A 20141-nucleotide genomic window follows, 5' to 3' on the forward strand; every position below is an offset into this window, starting at 1 on the left:
TTACAGAATTTTTCATTTCATTTTATTGTATAACGCTGCATAATTAACAGGATACTTTGTTAACTGCGTTGATTTGCATATACATATTGGTACACCTATGTATATTTTTGCCCTGTGACAAGTTAAGTTATGTTAATTATGTTAATTATGTTAATAAAATATGGTTCTTTGTTAATACGATATTGTACTTTGTTAATTAATATCATATAATTAGGCTTGTACGATTTTAATATAAATTAAATTTGTATTAATATTTTAATTATCACACATGATTTTATTCATCAAAGGAGGAACAATATGTTTAACTTTAAACCAAAAGACAATATGTTTTTTGAACTTTTTTCAAAAGGAGCTGAAATATTTAATAATTCCGCAAAAGAACTGAAATTGTTAATGAATGAACTTGATAATCCTAAGGAAAGATTGGATAAATTAGTAAGCCTTGAGCATGAGGGAGATTTAGTAACTCATGAATTAATTGAATACACAAAGAAAATGTTTATAACTCCGTTAGATAGAGAGGATATATTTAATATAACAAAGGGAATAGACAATATTACTGATAGTATTGAATCAACTGCCCATTTATTTTACATGTATAATGTTACTTCTGCTACAACAGAAGCTATTGAACTAGTTGACAAACTTATGGAGGTTACATCAGAACTTGTAAATGTAATCTTAGAATTAAAAAGTCTTCGAAAAAGCACTTTATTAGTAAATAAAATTATTGACATAAATACATTAGAAAATGAAGCTGATTTAATTTATAGAAAAGCTATGAGAAAACTTTTTGATAATCCAGAAGATTTGTTATTCGTAATGAAATGGAAAGATTTGTATCACTGTTTAGAAGACAGCATTGATGCATGTGAAACACTTGCAAATGAAATCAGAGGAGTTGGTATGAAATATGCTTAGTTCATCAATTATAGTTGTTGTAATAATATTAGCACTTGTTTTTGATTTCATAAATGGATTTCATGATACAGCTAATTCTATTGCTACATCTATTGGTACTAAAGTACTTACACCTATGCAAGCATTAGGAATGGCTGCGGTACTGAATTTTGTTGGTGCTATGTTACATACAGAAGTTGCAAAAACTATAGGAACAGGAATCATTAAAACCGGTGTAGCGACTCCTCAAATCGTTGCTATAGCACTAATAGGTGCCATTATATGGAACTTACTAACTTGGTATTTCGCTATACCTAGTTCTTCTTCGCATGCACTTATTGGTGGACTTTTAGGTGCGTCCATAACTTCACATAAACTTGATTTATCTGTTGTTAATTGGGGTGGCTTTTTTAACAAAATAATAATTCCACTTATTTCATCACCAATACTAGGGCTGGTTTTTGGCTTTATATTTATGTTTATACTTACTTGGTTGTTCCACAAAGCAACACATAAAAAGGTTAATGGGTTATTTAAAAAGTTGCAAATTTGTTCTGCAGCTTTAATGGCATATAGTCATGGTTCAAACGATGCTCAAAAATCTATGGGTGTTATAACTATGGCACTTATAGCAGGAGGACTTCTAAATGCAAATAACTTTGCCATACCACTTTGGGTTAAAATTGCTTGTGCTTTAGCAATGTCATTAGGTACAATGACTGGTGGATGGAAAATAATAAAAACAATGGGTGTTAATATGATAAAATTAGAACCAATTGATGGGTTTGCCGCTGAGACCGCAGCTGCACTTACTATTCAAGCGGCTACTGCATTAGGCGCTCCAGTAAGTACAACCCATGTAATAACAAGTGCAATAATGGGTGTGGGGTCCTGTAAAAGGCTTTCTGCTGTTAGATGGAGTCTTGCTAGAACTATATTAGTCGCATGGGTTTTAACTATTCCATGTAGTGCAATTATTGCTTCACTGATTGCTCTTGTGTTTTACAACTAATAACTATTACCCATGATGTTTACTCCTTATCTACTATAATTAATTAATTTACTTTCTTAAAATTTAGTTTGATTAGTCTATACTAAAAATCCCCAATAATATTTTATTGAGGATTTTCCTATTATAATGCCTTAATTAGCTGTAAAACCTTATGAAAGCATAAATTAAGTTATTGCTATATAATTAGGTTTTATTCAGCCATTTCTAATGCTATTTTCATCATATTAGTAAAGGCTTCCTGTCTTTCTACAGACGTAGTTAGTTCATGAGTTATTAAATTATCTGAGACTGTCAATAGACAAGCTGCTTTTTTATTCAATACATTTGCATTATGAAATAGAGCAAATGATTCCATTTCCACAGAGGTACAACCATGCTCTTTGTAAATTTGTTTGTATTCATCAGCATTTTCCCGATAAAATACGTCAGCTGAGTGGACTCTATTTTTATGAACTTTAATATCTAGATTCTTTGCAATTTTTTCTAGTTTATTATTTAATATAGGCGATGCTGCAATTATATCAGAATCATATCCACTTTGAACTTTCGCATAAGTAGATTCACTCCAAGCTTCGGTGCATAATATTACATCATATAAGTTTAAATCAGTTGTGTAGGCACCACAAGAACCAATTCGTATAATATTTTCTACGTTATAAAAATTATATAGTTCATATGAATAAATGCCAATACTTGGCATGCCCATTCCACTAGCCATTACCGAAATTTTACGTCCTTTATAAGTACCTGTGTATCCATAAATATTTCGTACATTATTAAATTTGTAGACATTTTCTAAAAAAGTCTCCGCGATAAATTGGGCACGCAATGGATCCCCTGGCATTAATACAGTTTTTTCAATTATTCCTTGTTTATTTACTTCAATATGTGCGGTTGGTATCATATCAAAACCTCCTTATAGTTGTATTTAGCTAATAGTAATAATAAATTAAACTAATAACTATTACTATTACTATTACTATTACTATTACTATTACTATTTAATTATATATTAATGATTATACCAAAATAACATTAAAAAAGAATAACATATGTCTTATTTAAATTTTTTTTGTAAATATTTTAAAATATATATCAAATACTCTAGATTTTATTATTAGCATCTGATATATATTTTTACTATTTCTGGGTTATTATTAAATTTTATATTTTATACAAGTTTACATTTTTGAGTACTTTACATAATCTTAGTTATGTAAAGTTATAATCACTTATTAATCTTTGGTGCAATTTTATCTAATGATTAAGATTCTAACGTATATATATGTTAGAACTTGTATACTATAACAAAAGTATCAATTAAATATTAAAAATATATCATATATGATATAATTACATAAGATTTATAAATTGAATACTTAAACCCTAATTGTAATAGATCGGAGATATAACGCTAATGAGTAATGAAGAAAATATTACAGATTTTATACCGGGAGTACATTCACCTTCACCCGAATCAAAAAATAATATTTATTTTTTATTTTATAAAAATAATTTATTAGTTAAAGATGAAAACGATAAAGCAGTAATCCCAACTATTTTAGATCAAGAAGCTTTAGGACCAATTAACATCCAATATTTTGGTTCTATAAATAATATAAATTGTTTTTATGGTGAAATAAAGGAATCTTATAAGATACCAAACAATATGAAACTAAGTACTTTAAAAGCTTTGACTCACAAGTTATCAGAAGATATGTTTTGGATTGGAGGAAGAGCTGTTCAATTAGTAAACTTTAATAAAGATCATATGTATTGTGGTCGATGTGGTTCATTAACTAAAAATGTTGATGGTGAAATTTCTAAAAAATGTCCTAATTGTGGACTTACAAATTACCCTAGAATTTGCCCAGCTATTATAGTAGCTGTTGTGAAGGAAAATAAAATACTCCTTGCTCATAATAATCAATTTTCTAAGGAATTATATAGTGTAGTTTCTGGTTTTGTAGAGGTTGGAGAAACTTTTGAGGAATGCGTTAGAAGAGAAGTTTACGAGGAAACAGGACTCAAAGTAAAAAACATTAAGTATTTTGGGAATCAACCTTGGCCTTTTCCTAATTCTATAATGATAGGATATACTGCAGAATATGAAAGTGGTGAAATACATGTAGATGGGGTTGAAATTGGGCATGCTGACTGGTTTTGTTCTGCTGAATTGCCTTTAATCCCTGATAGCATTAGTATAGCTAGAAAATTAATTAACTGGTTTACTAAAAATCATTAATTAAGCAAAAGCATATAAAACTACACATTAAAATAAATAGAAGTTAGAATCATTAATTCACAATGAATTAGATTCTAACTTCTATTCTTTCTGTAATATATTTAACAATATTTTACTCCTTAAACTATATTTCCGTGTTTAATTTTTATAAATTGAATTGTTGCAAATTTAAACTTAATTTATTACGGGTAAAGCTATCTTCAGTATTCCTAAGTAATTTATTATGGCTTCATAGCCGATTGCTTTGGCAATCATCATTGAATTCTTAGTTTACTTATAGTCTTTATATATTATTTATGAACACATCCCACTCATCCATGTTATATTAACTCATTGGGGTATCAAATTTGTTTAAAGGTTTTACTAAATATATATAAGTTGCGCTTCTTATATATTTATATTATCATACTAATAATAACTTGTCAATAGTTATTATTAATCAATAAAGGAAATTTTATAATTTTATTCCATAATTGTGTGTTATAATTTATTATAAAATAACAGTGAAAAGAGGTTTATTTATGAATAAAAAAGAATTGGCAAACATAAGAAAAGAGTTTAAATTAGATAGTAGCATGATGAAAATTCAGGAAATTTATAGTGTTTATCTAAAGAAAGATAATGTCAAGATTGATTATGAGCCAGTTATTCATTCAGAATTTGATTACTTTGATAGAATGGATATGGATAAAAAAGAGTTGTTTCTAGGCAATTTCAAAAAAGTGCTTACTGGTGCTCTTGATACAAAAATTTTCGAGTTAGATTTTCAAAATATTGAAGAAGAAGATAACACTCAAGATATATTATCTAGTGCTCTAAACGCAGATAATAAAAATGATATTGAAAACTACATTAATAAGTTAATTGAAAAAATTACAGCTAATTATAAATATGAAACCGATATAGTAGTTACCTTTATTAAAGCTGAATATTGGCTAGGGACGAGCCATAAAAATATGGATCCAGCTGAAAGCATCAACGATGCGATGCAATCCTTTAACTTTATCTTATCAAGCGTAAATAAAATTGATGTTCCAAAGAGAACCTTAAAATTCGACTATACTGATAATGAATTCAAGGCAAATTCAGCCTTAGATTCAGTTATTAATCTTAATGCTCCCTTAGAGGGCTTCATGTTTCCTAGTCTTAGTAGTGGTTATTCAGATTACAATAAAATTTTATATTATGCATCAAAACCCAAAGAATTAAACACCTCATTTATTGAAAATGTACTTAATTGTGGTTTTAAATTTACCGCTGAGGACGAAAAAAATTGCTTTAGCGATATATTAAGATCTGTAATTGGAGATAAGATAAAACCTGAACTTATGCAAGATATTTATGCTAATATACATGAAATTTCTGAGCAAGCTGAAGAAGGTGAAACTCCTATTCTTGGAGTTACAGATGTTAAAAATATTCTAAATAGTTGTGGTGCAGAAATTATATGCGATATAGAAACTGCTTTTGAAGAAACTTGTGGTAGCAAATATGATTTTAAAATTAATAACATTGTACCTGAATTTAATTCTAAATCAATCAAAATCACTAGTGAAATTGCAAATATTACTTTAACCCCTAAGGACCTAAATTCGGTTAAGCAAGTAAGAAATAAGGATGGTAGAAGATGTCTACTTATTGAAATTGAGGATGATATTGTTATAGAGGGGTTCATGTTAGAAACTGAGGAATTTTAGTAGTTAATCAAGATATAAGATAATTTCTTAACAATATTCCATATTAAAGTAAGAACAATAGTCCATCTTAAATGGTACTATTGTTCTTACTTTATCCTATATTTATTTTTAGGCCTACCAACCTTGCCATATTCCATATCAACCACAAGTTTTTCCTCCTTTTCTAAATAATCTAAATATCTTCTGGCAGTTATTCTGGAAACTCCAATGTTTCTTGCAATTTGTTCTGAGGTAAAGGCATTATCTTTCATATCAGCTATACCCACTAAAACTTTTTCATAGGTATATTGATTAAACCCTTTTATGTCGCCAATAGTCTCATTATATTCTATAACATGTTTTTTCCCCTTTATAGTGTATTTATCAATGATTTCTTGCTCCATACTATCAGTATTCTTAAAACTATCTTTTCTGCTTTTAAATTGAAGCATTGCTTCTTTAAACCTAGTAAACATGAATGGTTTTACCAAATAATCTACTGCACCATATCGGAAGGCTTCTTCAACAGTTTCTGTATTTCTATCAGCCGTAATTAATATAGCATCACATTTTATATTTTCTACACGTATCCACTTTAATAAATCTATACCTTTACCTTGTGGAAAAAAGACATCTAATAATATTAAATCAGGTTTTATACTTAATATAACTCCTTTTGCCTTTTCAATTGAATTAACACTACCATACAGCGCAAAACCTTCTATTTTATTCAAGAATTTCTCGTTGATTTCTCTCACCATTGGGTCATCTTCAACAATTATAGCTTTAATCATTTTTTCTACCCCTTTTCATTGGTATACATATATTCCATATAGTACCATTTTCCTGTAGAATACTTATATCTCCATCAGCATAATCTATTATTTGTTTTACTATATTAAGTCCAAAGCCTCTATTACCTTGTTTAGTTGTAAATCCTCTTGTGAAAATCTTTTCCCTTATATTGTCTTTAATTCCAGGGCCATTATCTTGAATTTTGATTCTAAGTGACTCATTATTGGAATTTAGTCTTATATATATTTTACCGTTCTCAAATTTGACTAACTCTTCAATTGAATTTTCAATTAAATTTCCAAGTACAGAGCAAATTTCGTCTACTGTTATGTTTTCAGGAATTTTATCTAAATAAGAGTTTGTATCAAAATCTACAGAAATTTTTGCTTCTGTTGCCTTATTATATTTGGCAAGTAGCAACCCTGCTATATGCGCATTTTTAATTCTCTTACTTAAAATATCAGAAACTTTTCCTCGAAGCTTTGATATATGAGAAATATATTTAATAGCTTCATCATATTCTTCTAATTCAATAAGTCCTGATATAGTGTGAAGTTTATTCAGAAACTCATGATTTTGCGACCTTAATGCACATGTCATTTTTTTACTCCCAGTTAGTTCTTCTGCCATATTTTTAACCTCTGTTAAGTCCTGAAAGCTAGATACAACTCCTATAATTTCATCTTTATAATTCTTTAATAAGGTATGGCTACACATAAGTATTTTACCATAATGTATTTTTATTTCTTGATTATATACTGCCTTCTGAGCTCTCAATACTCGAGTCATTTCACGTGTAAAGTTTGAGTTTAACTCAGCAACATTTTTACCTTTATCCTGATCTTCTAATTCTAATATTATCTTTGCTATCTTATTAAATAAAATTATTTTCCCATCTTTATCAATAGCTATAATTCCATTTTTTAAATTCTGCAATACTATATCTCTCTGACCTAATAAAAGTGCTATCTCTTTAGGCTCTAAACCAAATATACTTTTCTTTATTATATTTGCTAAAATAGCTGCACCTAATATTCCAATTAAAAGACCTACAACTAAAGCAATTTTCAAATATAACAAACGAGTACTTAACTCAGCGTATACAGTATCTGTTAATAGGCCAACTAAAACCGCTCCTACTTGTTTATCATGATAATATATAGGCACAAAAGCTCTTATTGCAGTAATTAACACATTCTTATCCTTAGCTACATAAGATTCACCTTTTGTAATAACTCGTTTTTCTCCACCATCAGCATATCTTTTACCAAGCGATTTTCCATATGGATATGAATATTTTATTCCCTTCATATCCATTACAATAATATATTTAAATCTAGTCTTTCCACTGAAACTTTCTATTGTTTTCTGAACTGTTTTATAATCTTTTGAAGTAGCTAATGTTTTTTCAATTGTATCAATAGAGGCAATAGTCACAGCTAAATCCATAGCGTTATTTCCCATTTGAGTTTCAACAGAAGTTTGCACTTGATAATAAGTAACAATTCCTATACCACCAATCACAATAAATATTATAACACTTATAAAGATTGTTAATTTATACTGTAATTTCACTGAACCTCACCTCATGCTGTATTTACTTTATTTTTGCTTTATCTAATCCATTTCCAATAGCTTTGATAAGTCCTTTACTTGTATATGTAGCCCCTGACACAACCTCAACCTTCGATGTATTAGCTTTTATCACTCTCTTTGGAATTTCCTTATATACTATTTCACCTATAACTGGTGTTTCTTGTTGCTCCATAATCTTAATTTGTTTTATATTATATTTATCCGTTAATATTTGTACTTTTATAGGTCCAATATGTCCCTGCGCGGTTCCTTCATATGTTCCTTCTTTGTAAATTATGGGTTTTGTACCACAACCAACTAGTGCTAATACTATTGTTAAAGTTAGTATTAATAATTTCTTCAAATAAGTATCCTCCCTTGTATCACATTGACCTTTCCTGGAGTAAATAGTTATTGTTACAATTATATCATAGTTATACTTTTTTTTATGATCATTATTTCCATGGACAAAGTAATTCTTCTAAAATGTCAATCATAATAAATAAAAATAAGCCAATAATACTTAAAATTAAAATACCTGAATACATTTGAATATAGTTAATTCTCATCCAAGAATCCATAATGAAATAACCCATTCCATATTCAGTTCCAAAATTTTCAGTAAAGAATAGAACTGAAATTGCTGTACCTATGCCAATCCTAAGTGATGTCAATATTGCTTTAATGCTTCCTGGAAGTACAATTTCTTTTATAATCTGTTTTTTTGTAGCTCCCAATGAATACATAGTATAAAAAACATCATCAGGAATATTTTTCACTTCATCTTTTATATTAACCACCACAGGAAAAAATGTAATTAAAAAAATCATAACTATTTTTGTTATATCCCCTAACCCAAAAATAAGCATTACTATAGGAAGTAATGCAATCTTAGGTATTGGATAATTAAAATATATAATTGGCGAAAGAATTAAATCAACTTTTTTAAAAAATCCCATTAAAATCCCCACAGGTATACCAATTATTAGAGTAAATAATAGTCCTACTATTATCCTAATAGAACTGTAAATAACATGTATTGCTATATCTTTATGAAAAGTTCTAACTATATTTATTATTATAGCATATGGTGGTGGAAATAAAGGTTTATTAATTATTATTGCAACTGATTGCCACAAGCCAAAAATAAGAACAAAAGCAACAATAAAATTAATTGGTTTATATTCTTTAAGTCTCATTATGAATCTCCTTTAGAATTTTTCTAAGCTTAGTACTCAAGTGTATATACTCTAAATCCAGTTCTGTATTAATTCGACCAAACAAAGGGTTGCGTGTAATATTAACTATTCTGCCAGGTGATGAAGAAATCACAGCTATATCCTTTGCTAAATAGATTGCTTCCTTAATATCATGAGTTACAATGATTGTAGTTACCTTATGTTCTTCCCAAACTTCTAGAAATAACTTTTGAACGTTGTCCCTAGTCATAGCGTCTAAGGCAGAAAATGATTCATCCATTAAGAGTATATTCGGTTTTAATAATAAAGCTCTTGCCATTGAGACTCTTTGCATTTGACCTCCGCTTAGCTGACTTGGATATCTCTTAACAAAATCATTTAGTTTTAATTCATTTAATATTTTATTATAAAAATGTAAATCTATATTGCTCTTGCCATCTTTAATTTTTGTTGAAAGAAATATGTTTTCTTCAACAGTCTTCCATTTAATTAATCCATAATTTTGAGGTATTAACCCTATTCTATGTACTTTAGGATTTACTATAGTTCCATCAATTAAAACTTGACCTTCATAGTTTACAATAATTCCTGCGAGTACTTTTAATAAGGTTGATTTTCCTCCCCCTGATGGACCAATTACAGCACATATTTCTCCTTTTTTTACTGTTAAATTAACATTTTCAAGTACTTTTACATGCTTGTCTAGGTTTTTATAATAAAACACTAACAACTTGATTAATGTTATAAGAAGCAATTTTCATTTTCTTTTGATTTGATGGCGATACAATATAATGTTCTACAACTAATAAAATAACACTTATAAAAATGCCAATTAAATATATCAGACCTCTATGCATTATAAAATATAAACTAAATAAAAGTAAAACCATTATAGAATGAAAAAGACTTGATATGCATAATGCACCTATTAAACCAAATTTAGCAGGGATAGAAAACAAACCCATTTTCCTGTCGAAATCGATATCTTGTGTTGCATAAATTATATCAAAACCTGCTACCCATAAGGTAACTACAGCGCCTAAAATAATTGGTGTAAGTGCTAGTTTTCCTGTTACCGCTATCCATGCTCCTACAGGTGCTCCCCCACATGTAACCCCTAATACAATATGACATATCCATGTGAATCTTTTAGTATATGAATATATTATAAAAAGAAAAAGTGCCACCGGTGATAACATAAAACATAGTGTATTTAACTTATATGCAGCCAAAACAAATATTAAAAAACACAATATCACTATTGCCCAAACCTCATAATCTTTTACTATTCCTTTTGGCAAATGCCTATTTGCAGTTCTTGGATTTTTTTTATCAATATCTTTATCTACAATTCGATTTAGGGCATTAGCACCATTACGAGCACCAATTAGAGCAATTAATATCCAAAATATTGTAGAACTTGACGGTAAACCATTTGCTGCCCAAATCATTGCTATTAAAGCAAATGGAAGAGAAAATAGTGTATGCGAAAACATAACTAACTCCCCATAGCTTTTAAGTTTCTTTAATACCATATTTCTCCCACCTCTTGTCTACCATTTCTTTTATTTCTTTTGACATCTCTATATCATCAGGCCAAGGTCTTGTATGACCTTCTGATGGCCACTTTTTTGTAGCATCTATGCCGAGTCTTGAACCATAGTAAGGAGTATTAGATGCATGATCCAGTGCATCTAAAGGACCATCAGAAATTACTAGATCTCCTTTTGGGTCTATATTGTTAAATACTTTCCATGCAACTGTTGATATATCCTGAGGATCTATATTTTCATCTACTACAATAATTATTTTTGTATACATCATTTGACCAAGGCCCCATAAAGCGTTCATAACTTTATTCGCATGCTTTGGGTAAGCTTTTTTAATAGAAACAATTACACAATTATGGAATACACCTTCTAATGGGAAATTCATATCTACTATTTCGGGACATTGAATTTTTATTAAAGGCAAAAATATTCGCTCTGAGGCTTTTCCCAGGTAACAATCTTCCATAGGTGGTTTTCCAACAATCGTTGTAGGATAAACTGGCTCTCTTTTTCTTGTAATTTTTTCAATATGAAACACAGGGTACATATCTTCAAGAGAATAGTACCCTGTATGGTCTCCGAAAGGACCTTCTAGTCGCTTTTCATCTAAATCCACGTATCCTTCGAGGATAAATTCAGCATTAGCAGGTACATATATGTCATTTGTTATACATTTAACTATTTCTAATGGTGATTTTCTAAGAAATCCTGCAAAAATCATTTCGTCTATCATTTTTGGTAGTGGTGCTGTTGCCGCATATATAGTTGCTGGATCACATCCTATTGCCACTGACACTGGCATCTTCATTCCTAGTTTTCTATACTTCTCATATATTTCTTTACCATCTTTATGGAGATGCCAATGCATACCAGTTGTATTGGTATCATATACTTGAAGCCTATACATTCCAACATTTTGCTGGTTAGTCTCTGGATCTAATGTTATAACTAAAGGGAGAGTTATGTATCGTCCCCCATCTTTAGGCCAGCACTTTAATATTGGGAGTTTGCTTAAATCTGGTTCCTCTATTACTTCTTGACATGCTGCATTTTTTACCTTTTTCGGGAATACTCTTGCGAGCCTTGCAAGCTTCGGAATTGATTTCACCTTATTTATTAACGTTATATAATTTGTAATATCCATAAAATCACTAATAGTTTCAGCAATTTCATCTAGGGTTTCTACTTCTAGTCCAAGGTTAATTCGCTCATATGTACCTAAAGAATTTATTAATAATGGATAGTCAGAATTTTTAACATTCTTAAAAAGTAATGCATTACCATTTTTTTTTGAAACTCTATCAGCTATTTCCGTAATTTCAAGATCACTGTCTACTTCTATTTCTATTTCATCTAATAGTTTTTTATCTCTTAAATGATTTATAAAATCTTGGAGATCCTTATAAGCCATAAAATCATTCCTTTCAAGAATTAATTAGAAGTTACGATTTAATAATTTTTGTGTTATCTCCTTTATTATTACCTTGCTTTCACACTCTGGTAACTTTTCTATATAATCAAAAGCTTTTTTTGTATACTTATTCGCTAAGTCTTGAGCTTTCTCTATCCCTTTATACTTATTAACTAATATAACTATACTAGCTACATCATCATTATTTAATAATAATTTATCTAAAATTGTGGATATCCTGCCCTCTGCATCATCTGCCATAGCATATATGAGTGGTAGTGTATAATATCCTTTTATTAAATCACTTTGTGCACTTTTTCCAAGTTTGTTAGTATCTCCACTGTAATCCAACAAATCGTCTATGATTTGAAAAGCCATTCCAATATAGTAACCGACTCGTCCAAGCAATTTCGAAATTTTTTCACTACACTTAGATTCCTTACTACCTGCATAAAAGCTAATTGCAAATAAAGCTGCTGTTTTACCAGATATTATTTTAATATATTTTTTAAGGCTTGTGTTTCTAGCATATCTAATATTATATTGTCTTATTTCCCCCATACATATCTTGGAGATAGCTTTTGAGATATCTCTTAAGATTTCTGTGGAATAACCAACGCCAGACAACATAATAAAACATTGACAAAATAAAAAATCACCAATATATACTGCATATTCCTTGCTATATTTATGTTGTATAGTTTCTATTCCACGCCTAAGTTTAGATTCATCTACAACATCATCATGAATTAATGTAGCCATATGCATCATTTCGATTGCCGCTGCAAGATTATGCATTTTGTCCGAATTATACTCTCCGAATTTTGCTGCTAATAATAAAAAAGCAGGTCTTAACATCTTTCCTCCTGCGTCAACCAATGGGGAGATAGCTTCATCAAATTCTTTTTCACTAGATTTTACATTTACCTTAATAATTTTTTTTATATTATCTAATTCTTTTGCAATATCAGGGTAATATTCCCAAAATATACTCATTTTATCACCTATGTCCAATTATTTTTATAAGATTATCATTTTATATTCTATTAGTAATAATACCATATTATTATTACTCCAGTACAAAACTAAATGTCCTTTTAATTATTTTAAAAGGACACCTGATTTAAAATAATTCAATTTTACGTGCTATACTTATAGTAGAACATATTACTTAATCAACATATAAATAAGATCTTTTTACAAAGCCTATCCTTTTCCAGTATTTTTTTAGAACTGGTAATACATAATAATCTAATCCAAATGTACTTCCTGATCCACCTATAAGCGCAATTCCTGCAGCCAAGTACCATAACATTTCAGTTGGAGCCATTCCAGAAGTCCAAATCATCATACCCATAGCAATTGACATAAGTGATGCTAAAGCAGTGAATAATCCAACTATTAATAATAATCCTACGCATATTTCTGCGAGTACCATGCATGTTTGGAAAACTGTAGCTAAAGTGGTATACCCACCGTCACCCGTATAAAAGAAAGTGTCCATAGACCATTTAACTATTTCCCCAATAAACCCTGGCACTGGTAATGCATCTACTGCAGTCTTTGCTCCTGCAGCGGCTGCTGTTGCTGCAGTTGCTCCATCAACTACTGGAGCTGGTATTAAGAATATTTTTGTAGGGTCAGCAATTATACTAGGTAACTTTGCAAGTCCTTCTGATAACCATTTATAACCAACGAACATTCTTAGTACTACTAGCCAAAAATTCGGAGATGACTTCGAAAAATATCCACCTACAAGACTTCTATTGTCTTTAACATGGAAAAACTCATGTAATAAGTATGACCAGCATTTATTAAATCCTGCAACCTGAATAAAATAAACTATATTTATAAAATGTTTAACAAATAACGCTAAGAATCCGGATAAGGCATAGAATTTTTTGCCTGTACCAATATTTGCAACACCATATTTACCACCTATACATACCATTGCACCATGAAATGTAGGTTTATAAGCTTTCTTTTCGTTACCTTTTATATCGCTATAAACATTATGTGCAACTAATTCAGCAGATTCTTCTGCGTTTTCTACCATCTGAGGTAGAGGCCTTTCCTCACCTTCTGGAATAAAGAAAATATTATCACCAACAACATAAACATTTTTGTAATCTAATGATTGTAACTTATCGTTAGTTGCTATTCTTAATCTACCTTTTTGTTCTATTTCCATTTTGGAGATAATATCTGAGCCTTCAACACCTGCTGTCCAAATTACTGTATAGGTATTAACTGTTCCATTATTTCTTATAGTTGCACAATCCTTGGTAACTTCAGTTATACCTGCCTTAGTGAGTACTTTAACACCTAATTTACCAAGCCTTTTTTTAGTTTTTTCAATTAACTTGTCCGGGAAATTAGGTAATATTTTAGGTAAGTCATCTGCTAATATTAAAGTTACTTCTTCTTGGCCTATATAGAATTCTTTACATAATCTTTCCTTCCACTCTCCTAATTCACCCATCATTTCAACACCTGTAAATCCACCACCAACAACAATAAAAGTTAGCAGTTTTTGTCTTTCCTCTTTGTTCGTTTCTTTCACAGCTTTTCTGAACATATTAAGAATATGTTCTTTTAAGTTAACAGCATCCTCATAAGACCATAATTTATGGCAATATTCCTCAGCACCTTTTATACCAAAGTAAGTTGGCTTAGATCCTGCACCAATAACTAGATAATCGTATTCATAGGTACTATTCTCTGATTTTAATATATTATTTTTAAAATCCAAATCAATAATTTCGTCAAGTACAACTTCAACTTTTCTTTTTGCAAAAATTTTTTTCAGATCGATTCTAATTGAGTCCTCAGAAACCCTTCCTGCTGCAACCTCATGAAGTTCTGTAAGTAAAGTATGGTATGGTTTTTTGTCTATAAGAATAATTTCTACGTTTTCATCTTTTTTAAATTTTTTAGCAAGTTTCTTTGCAGTTAATACTCCGCCATACCCTCCACCAAGTATAGCTATTTTTTTCTTTTCACTCATACTACATCCCCCTAAGTTTAAGAATTATATATAGATATGACTTTTAATAAACACTATAGTACAAACAGAATATTAAAACATTGTCTTATAATAAATTCTATAAGTTATTTACATTCTCAGTTAACTCTATGTTATTTTCACTTGTATAGTTAAAATTTTATCACAATAACTTTAGCTGTGCAAATATGAAATTGATTTGGTCATTAATAATGTATTTTGTTAATTTAGTTCATAGATATGGCGTATTTATTGGGTTAATTGCTATTTACACGAAGTTTACAAAGTGTTATAATCACTGCGTTATTTACACTTCATTACAGTACTCTCTGAAATTTAATATTATATTTCACTATGTTTAAATTATGTTATATCATTTATAAAAAGAAGATAAAAGAAAGATCAAATTTTATTGGGGGACATTTATGAAAAAATATTTATCTATAATTGTATTATTAGTTATTAGCATTAGTGTTGTCGCTTGTTCTAATAAAGCAAATCAAGTTACAAGCTCAAAATCATTAAAATCACTTACCATTGGTGTTATGCCAGATTTAGACTCTCTTCCATTAATTATAGCGGCTCACAATGGGTATTTTAAAGAAGAAGGCATCCAGGTCAAAATAGAACATTTTAAAAGTGCATCAGATAGGGATACAGCACTTCAAACTGGTAAAATCGATGGGGCAATATCTGATATGCTTTCAGTCGTATTTTTTAACGATAATAATTTTGATGTTAAAATCACATCAAAAACAGATGGCAGCTTCAAAATAGTTGCAGGAAAAAATTCAAATATAACTAATGTTAAACAATCCTCTGGGAAATCAATAGGTATTTCTAAGAACACTATTATAGAATATTTAACAGATAGAATAATTGAAAGTGAAAATTTAGATATTAATTTAGTTCAAAAGGTTTCAATACCCAAAATACCTACTAGACTTGAAATGTTAACTAATGGCAAGTTAGATATGGCAACATTACCAGAACCCCTTGCTAGTACAGCGCTCTTGAATGGTGGCAAAGTTTTAAGCAGTTCTGATAAAATTGGTATAAACCCTGGTGTAATGATATTCACAAAAAATTCAATAACATCAAACCCAAAAGAGATAAAGGCATTTTATAGTGCTTATAATAAAGCTATTGTATATTTAAAAGAAACAAAGCCTGAAAGCTATATTGATTATGTAATCAAGGAGGCTGGTTTTCCGAGTACTGTAAAAAGCAACCTGACTATTCCAAATTATTCATTAGCTTCTATGCCTACTGAAAAGGAACTAAAAGAAGTTACAAATTGGCTCAAAACAAAAAAACTATCTACTAATAATTATACGTTGCAAGATTTATCTAATAACTCATTTATTAAATAATATTTATAACAGCAAAATATAACCCCTATTCTATAAAGTTGTGCACTTACAATAAATAATTTTACAATTAAAATTCTAAAGGAAAGGTGGTTATAATATGAGTAGATATTTTAATTTGCTAAAATCTATACAGGAAAGAATGAATTTATATCATTAAATGGTAGCTTACATGGTAGAACATATTTAACTATGAGTGCTACATCCATGCCTATGTGGAGAGCAGATCCTAACCTTTCCGACTGTGTTACCTTTGTACCTAATGCTTATAACAAAGACAAAACACTTGAAGTCGCAGCTACAGAGTCTTTAAAAGCTATAGAAGATGTAATAAAAACTAAAGGAGCAGATAAAATTGCAACGGCTTTTACTAAAGCGTCGGCCTCTACCTTAGGTGGAAATCCAATATATTCAAGTACTGCTATAGCGGTACTTGAATATATTGAAAAAAATAATTTATGCTTAAATGCAAAATAATTGGGAATTAAATTAAAAAACGACTTTCTCAAACTTAAGGGAAATTATCCAATAATCTACGATGTTAGGGGTATCGGTCTTATGTTAGGGATTGAGCTTTTAAAAGAAAATGGTGAACCTGCATGGAATGAAGCCGATTTTATATTGGAAATATTGAAGGATGAGGGAATTCTAGTAGGTAAAAATGGATTAGATAGAAATGTTCTAGCTTTCCAACCGCCTCTTATTATAACAGATAATGACGTAGACTTAGTGCTTGATAAATTTAATTTAGCTTTAAGTAAATTAAATAGATTTTGTATGAAATAGAAAAATATAAAAACCAAGTCTTAAATATATAAGACTTGGTTTTTAATGATTATGTACTTCTATAAGAACAAATATACTTATAAATATTACATATCCTTAGGGTCTATATCATTAATCATTTTTATTTTCCCAATAACATACCATGTAGTTTCTTGTTTTTCTACATTATAAACTTTCCCAATTATTTTAGCCTTAGACATAACTCCAGAAAGTGAACCTATAAATGAAGGTGTATTCAATTGAAGTTTCTTAATTATTTTACCGTTATTTATGTCTCTAACAATTGGTTCCTTCGGAATTGAATCGTGTATCTCCTTACTAGTTTTTCCTGCATTCTTACTAGTCGCCCCTAATTCTTCTAATGTTTTGTATATCTTTTCCATCATGTGTTTTCTTTTTTCAATACTTATACTTGGAGTTTCAACTTGTATATGTTCTAGTGATTTTTTCATAATAAACGTCCCTTCCTTTAACTAGCAGTAATTTAGTAAATATGTTTCTCTCTATTATATCATGATTCTAGATACATTTCGGAAAAATTGATGAAATAAAAATAGTGATACTATTTCATTTCAATTAAATTATTCCAATATTTCTTAGGCATATTTTGCATTTGTAGTTTTTCATTACTTCTTTCTTTTATTGATACACTTTTGTGGAAGACTTTCCATAGATTTTGATAGAACAACTCTTCCGCTTCATGACTTTCTAATTTTTCAAATTTGAGATCTCTAAGTATCCATTCATTGTTTTCATATACTATACCGATTTTCCTCTTAACATCATGGATGATCCAATTCTCATTCGTAAGTCTTTCTTTAAAATGATTTCCAATGAGCTCTACAATATTATAAGTAGGTTCTATTGGTGCATATAATATGCCCTTGAATTCTTGAAATCTAACTAATCCTAGGAATCTGTGAGCTTCAGTTCCGACCTTATTAGAATATCTTTGTATTTCATTAACAATTTCATTTGTTAAATAATCATTAATCTTACTCCCTAACCTAAATCCCATTTGTATATATTCAAGTAATTTTAATTCTATTCCTTGCGTCTCAGATAAAAATGATTTATACACATGAATTAAAGTGACTTTAGATATTTTTTCAACTATTGCCTTTGATACTTTATTGGATTCCACTGTATCAGTTATTATGAAATCGTCCTCAAATAACATATCTAAATTATAACTATCTTCCCTTTCTATGCTTTTAGGTATTTTATTATAATAACAATTGTATATAACAGATAAAAAGCCATCAAAAGAACCATCATAAATAAATCTAAGCAAATAAATCACTCCTTAAACTAAACAAGCTTATTTGTTGTGGCTTATTAAAGCTTTCATAGTCTAACAAATAATTCTTAAGTGTTGCTCTTTCCATACTTCTATCTCCATAAAATTTACCGCTACAAGTTATAAAGAACCTAGCTCTTTTAAGCACTACTCCTAGTTTTTTCAAGTTATCATAAGAAAGATTACAAAGTCTTCTTGCTCTTACAATCCTAAGAGCTGATTTTACTCCTAGTCCAGGTACTCTAAGTAGCATCTCATAACTGGCGTTATTTACCTCTACTGGGAACTTATCTAAATTGTTCAATGCCCAAAAGGCTTTAGGATCTAAATCTATATCGAAATTAGGGTTTATTTCACTTAATAATTCATTTGCTTTAAAGCCATAGTGCCTTAAAAGCCAATCTGCTTGATACATTCTATGTTCTTTTAAGAGTGGCGGTGTAGTTTGAATTGCAGGTAAATTTACGTGCTTCATCACTGGCACATAAGCAGAATAATATACTCTTTTAAGTCCAAAAGTATTATATAGTCCTTCTGTAAGGCTAATTACACTCAAATCACTTTCATCAGTTGCACCTACCATTATCTGAGTACTTTGACCTCCAGGTGTAAATTTAGGAACTTTAAAGCCTTTTTTCTTATGTTCGATTGACTCTATTATACTATGTTTAATAAGACCCATAGGTTTTAGTATATCTGCCTTATTCTTTTGTGGAGCTAAAAGCTTTAAGCTTTTCTCTGATGGTAGTTCAATATTTACACTCATCCTATCAGCATAGAGTCCTGCCTCATAAATAAATTTTGGATCCGCGCCTGGAATAGCCTTTACATGAATATATCCATTAAATTTGTGAACTAACCGTAAGTCTTTTATTATCTTAACTAAATTTTCCATAGTATAATCTGGACTTCTTTCTACCCCTGAACTAAGGAATAGTCCTTCAATATAGTTTCTTCTATAAAAATTTATTGTTAAATCTACTACTTCTTTAGGAGTGAAGCTTGTCCGTTCCAATTCATTACTAGCTCTATTTATGCAATACTTACAATCGTAAATACATTTATTAGTGTACAAAATCTTAAGTAGTGAAATACATCTACCATCTTGTGACCATGAGTGACAAATGCCCGACGATGCTGCATTACCAATTCCATCCTTAGTATTCTTTCTATTAGAACCACTTGAAGAACAAGAGGCATCATATTTTGCTGAATTTGATAATATTTCAAGCTTTTTCATTACGTCCATTATATCACCTCGCAAACGTTTGTTCTTATTTTATCATGTTATATCATAAATTAAAAGAGTTATTTAATA

Annotated in this window: 20 protein-coding genes; 7 read left to right on the top strand and 13 right to left on the bottom strand. The window is 29.6% G+C overall.

The window, feature by feature from the left end; all coding sequences use genetic code 11:
* The first annotated feature begins 297 nt into the window (after positions 1-297).
* The gene (locus LGK95_RS01610) at positions 298-921 is read left to right on the top strand and encodes a DUF47 domain-containing protein (RefSeq protein ID WP_226121466.1); all 624 of its coding nucleotides are present in this window, start codon (positions 298-300) and stop codon (positions 919-921) included.
* Complete coding sequence (locus LGK95_RS01615; protein WP_226121468.1) at positions 914-1912, top strand: inorganic phosphate transporter; 999 nt, start codon at positions 914-916, stop codon at positions 1910-1912. The genes LGK95_RS01610 and LGK95_RS01615 overlap by 8 nt, the downstream gene beginning before the upstream one ends.
* Positions 1913-2102: 190 nt before the next feature.
* On the opposite strand, the gene deoD is transcribed toward LGK95_RS01615, so the two are convergent.
* The gene (gene deoD, locus LGK95_RS01620) at positions 2103-2816 is read right to left on the bottom strand and encodes a purine-nucleoside phosphorylase (protein ID WP_226121470.1); all 714 of its coding nucleotides are present in this window, start codon (positions 2814-2816) and stop codon (positions 2103-2105) included.
* A gap of 513 nt (positions 2817-3329) precedes the next feature.
* Here deoD and nudC point away from each other — a divergent pair.
* Positions 3330-4157 (top strand): NAD(+) diphosphatase, encoded by an 828-nt coding sequence (gene nudC, locus LGK95_RS01625; protein WP_226121472.1) that lies wholly within the window; start codon positions 3330-3332, stop codon positions 4155-4157.
* Between the two features lie 521 nt (positions 4158-4678).
* Positions 4679-5854: a DUF4317 family protein gene (locus LGK95_RS01630; RefSeq protein WP_226121474.1), complete on the top strand. Its 1176-nt coding sequence runs from the start codon at positions 4679-4681 to the stop codon at positions 5852-5854.
* An 86-nt stretch (positions 5855-5940) separates the two neighbouring features.
* On the opposite strand, the gene LGK95_RS01635 is transcribed toward LGK95_RS01630, so the two are convergent.
* The 9 genes from LGK95_RS01635 to LGK95_RS01675 all read right to left on the bottom strand — a co-directional run bounded on the left by LGK95_RS01635 (position 5941) and on the right by LGK95_RS01675 (position 15370).
* Positions 5941-6627 carry a response regulator gene (locus LGK95_RS01635; protein WP_226121476.1) on the bottom strand — a complete coding sequence of 229 codons (687 nt, stop codon included), beginning with the start codon at positions 6625-6627 and terminating at the stop codon, positions 5941-5943.
* A complete protein-coding gene (locus LGK95_RS01640) occupies positions 6620-8203 on the bottom strand; it encodes an ATP-binding protein (RefSeq protein WP_226121478.1) in 1584 nt (527 codons plus the stop codon). The genes LGK95_RS01635 and LGK95_RS01640 overlap by 8 nt, the downstream gene beginning before the upstream one ends.
* A 22-nt stretch (positions 8204-8225) precedes the next feature.
* Positions 8226-8567, bottom strand: coding sequence for an FMN-binding protein (locus LGK95_RS01645; RefSeq protein ID WP_226121480.1), 342 nt, complete (start codon positions 8565-8567; stop codon positions 8226-8228).
* Positions 8568-8658: 91 nt separating this feature from the next.
* Positions 8659-9402, bottom strand: a complete 744-nt coding sequence (locus LGK95_RS01650) for an ABC transporter permease (RefSeq protein WP_226121482.1) — start codon at positions 9400-9402, stop codon at positions 8659-8661.
* Entirely contained in the window at positions 9392-10126 is a 735-nt protein-coding gene (locus LGK95_RS01655; protein WP_226121485.1) for an ATP-binding cassette domain-containing protein, read from the bottom strand. Before LGK95_RS01655 ends, LGK95_RS01650 begins: the two co-directional genes overlap by 11 nt.
* Positions 10113-10937 (bottom strand): UbiA-like polyprenyltransferase, encoded by an 825-nt coding sequence (locus tag LGK95_RS01660; RefSeq protein WP_226121487.1) that lies wholly within the window; start codon positions 10935-10937, stop codon positions 10113-10115. The genes LGK95_RS01655 and LGK95_RS01660 overlap by 14 nt, the downstream gene beginning before the upstream one ends.
* Positions 10918-12363 (bottom strand): menaquinone biosynthesis decarboxylase, encoded by a 1446-nt coding sequence (locus LGK95_RS01665; RefSeq protein ID WP_226121489.1) that lies wholly within the window; start codon positions 12361-12363, stop codon positions 10918-10920. The genes LGK95_RS01660 and LGK95_RS01665 overlap by 20 nt, the downstream gene beginning before the upstream one ends.
* Positions 12364-12387: 24 nt before the next feature.
* Positions 12388-13359 (bottom strand): polyprenyl synthetase family protein, encoded by a 972-nt coding sequence (locus LGK95_RS01670; RefSeq protein ID WP_226121492.1) that lies wholly within the window; start codon positions 13357-13359, stop codon positions 12388-12390.
* A gap of 175 nt (positions 13360-13534) precedes the next feature.
* Positions 13535-15370, bottom strand: coding sequence for an FAD-dependent oxidoreductase (locus tag LGK95_RS01675; RefSeq protein WP_226121494.1), 1836 nt, complete (start codon positions 15368-15370; stop codon positions 13535-13537).
* 422 nt (positions 15371-15792) lie between these two features.
* On the opposite strand from LGK95_RS01675, the gene LGK95_RS01680 reads away from it, so the two are divergent.
* The 3 genes from LGK95_RS01680 to LGK95_RS01690 all read left to right on the top strand — a co-directional run bounded on the left by LGK95_RS01680 (position 15793) and on the right by LGK95_RS01690 (position 17523).
* Positions 15793-16740, top strand: a complete 948-nt coding sequence (locus LGK95_RS01680) for an ABC transporter substrate-binding protein (RefSeq protein ID WP_226121496.1) — start codon at positions 15793-15795, stop codon at positions 16738-16740.
* A gap of 189 nt (positions 16741-16929) precedes the next feature.
* On the top strand, positions 16930-17214 hold the full coding sequence (locus tag LGK95_RS01685) for a hypothetical protein (RefSeq protein WP_226121497.1): 285 nt from the start codon (positions 16930-16932) through the stop codon (positions 17212-17214).
* A complete protein-coding gene (locus LGK95_RS01690; protein WP_226121498.1) occupies positions 17215-17523 on the top strand; it encodes an aminotransferase class III-fold pyridoxal phosphate-dependent enzyme in 309 nt (102 codons plus the stop codon). It abuts the gene before it with no gap.
* An 86-nt stretch (positions 17524-17609) separates the two neighbouring features.
* Here LGK95_RS01690 and LGK95_RS01695 read toward each other — a convergent pair whose 3' ends face one another.
* The 3 genes from LGK95_RS01695 to LGK95_RS01705 form a co-directional block, all read right to left on the bottom strand.
* Positions 17610-17975: a hypothetical protein gene (locus LGK95_RS01695; protein ID WP_226121501.1), complete on the bottom strand. Its 366-nt coding sequence runs from the start codon at positions 17973-17975 to the stop codon at positions 17610-17612.
* 110 nt (positions 17976-18085) lie between these two features.
* Entirely contained in the window at positions 18086-18817 is a 732-nt protein-coding gene (locus tag LGK95_RS01700; RefSeq protein ID WP_226121503.1) for a TIGR03915 family putative DNA repair protein, read from the bottom strand.
* Positions 18810-20072, bottom strand: a complete 1263-nt coding sequence (locus tag LGK95_RS01705; RefSeq protein ID WP_226121505.1) for a putative DNA modification/repair radical SAM protein — start codon at positions 20070-20072, stop codon at positions 18810-18812. The genes LGK95_RS01700 and LGK95_RS01705 overlap by 8 nt, the downstream gene beginning before the upstream one ends.
* Positions 20073-20141 lie beyond the last annotated feature (69 nt).

Origin of the sequence: Clostridium algoriphilum (genome assembly GCF_020443705.1) — a bacterium.
Taxonomy (GTDB): domain Bacteria; phylum Bacillota; class Clostridia; order Clostridiales; family Clostridiaceae; genus Clostridium_AD; species Clostridium_AD algoriphilum.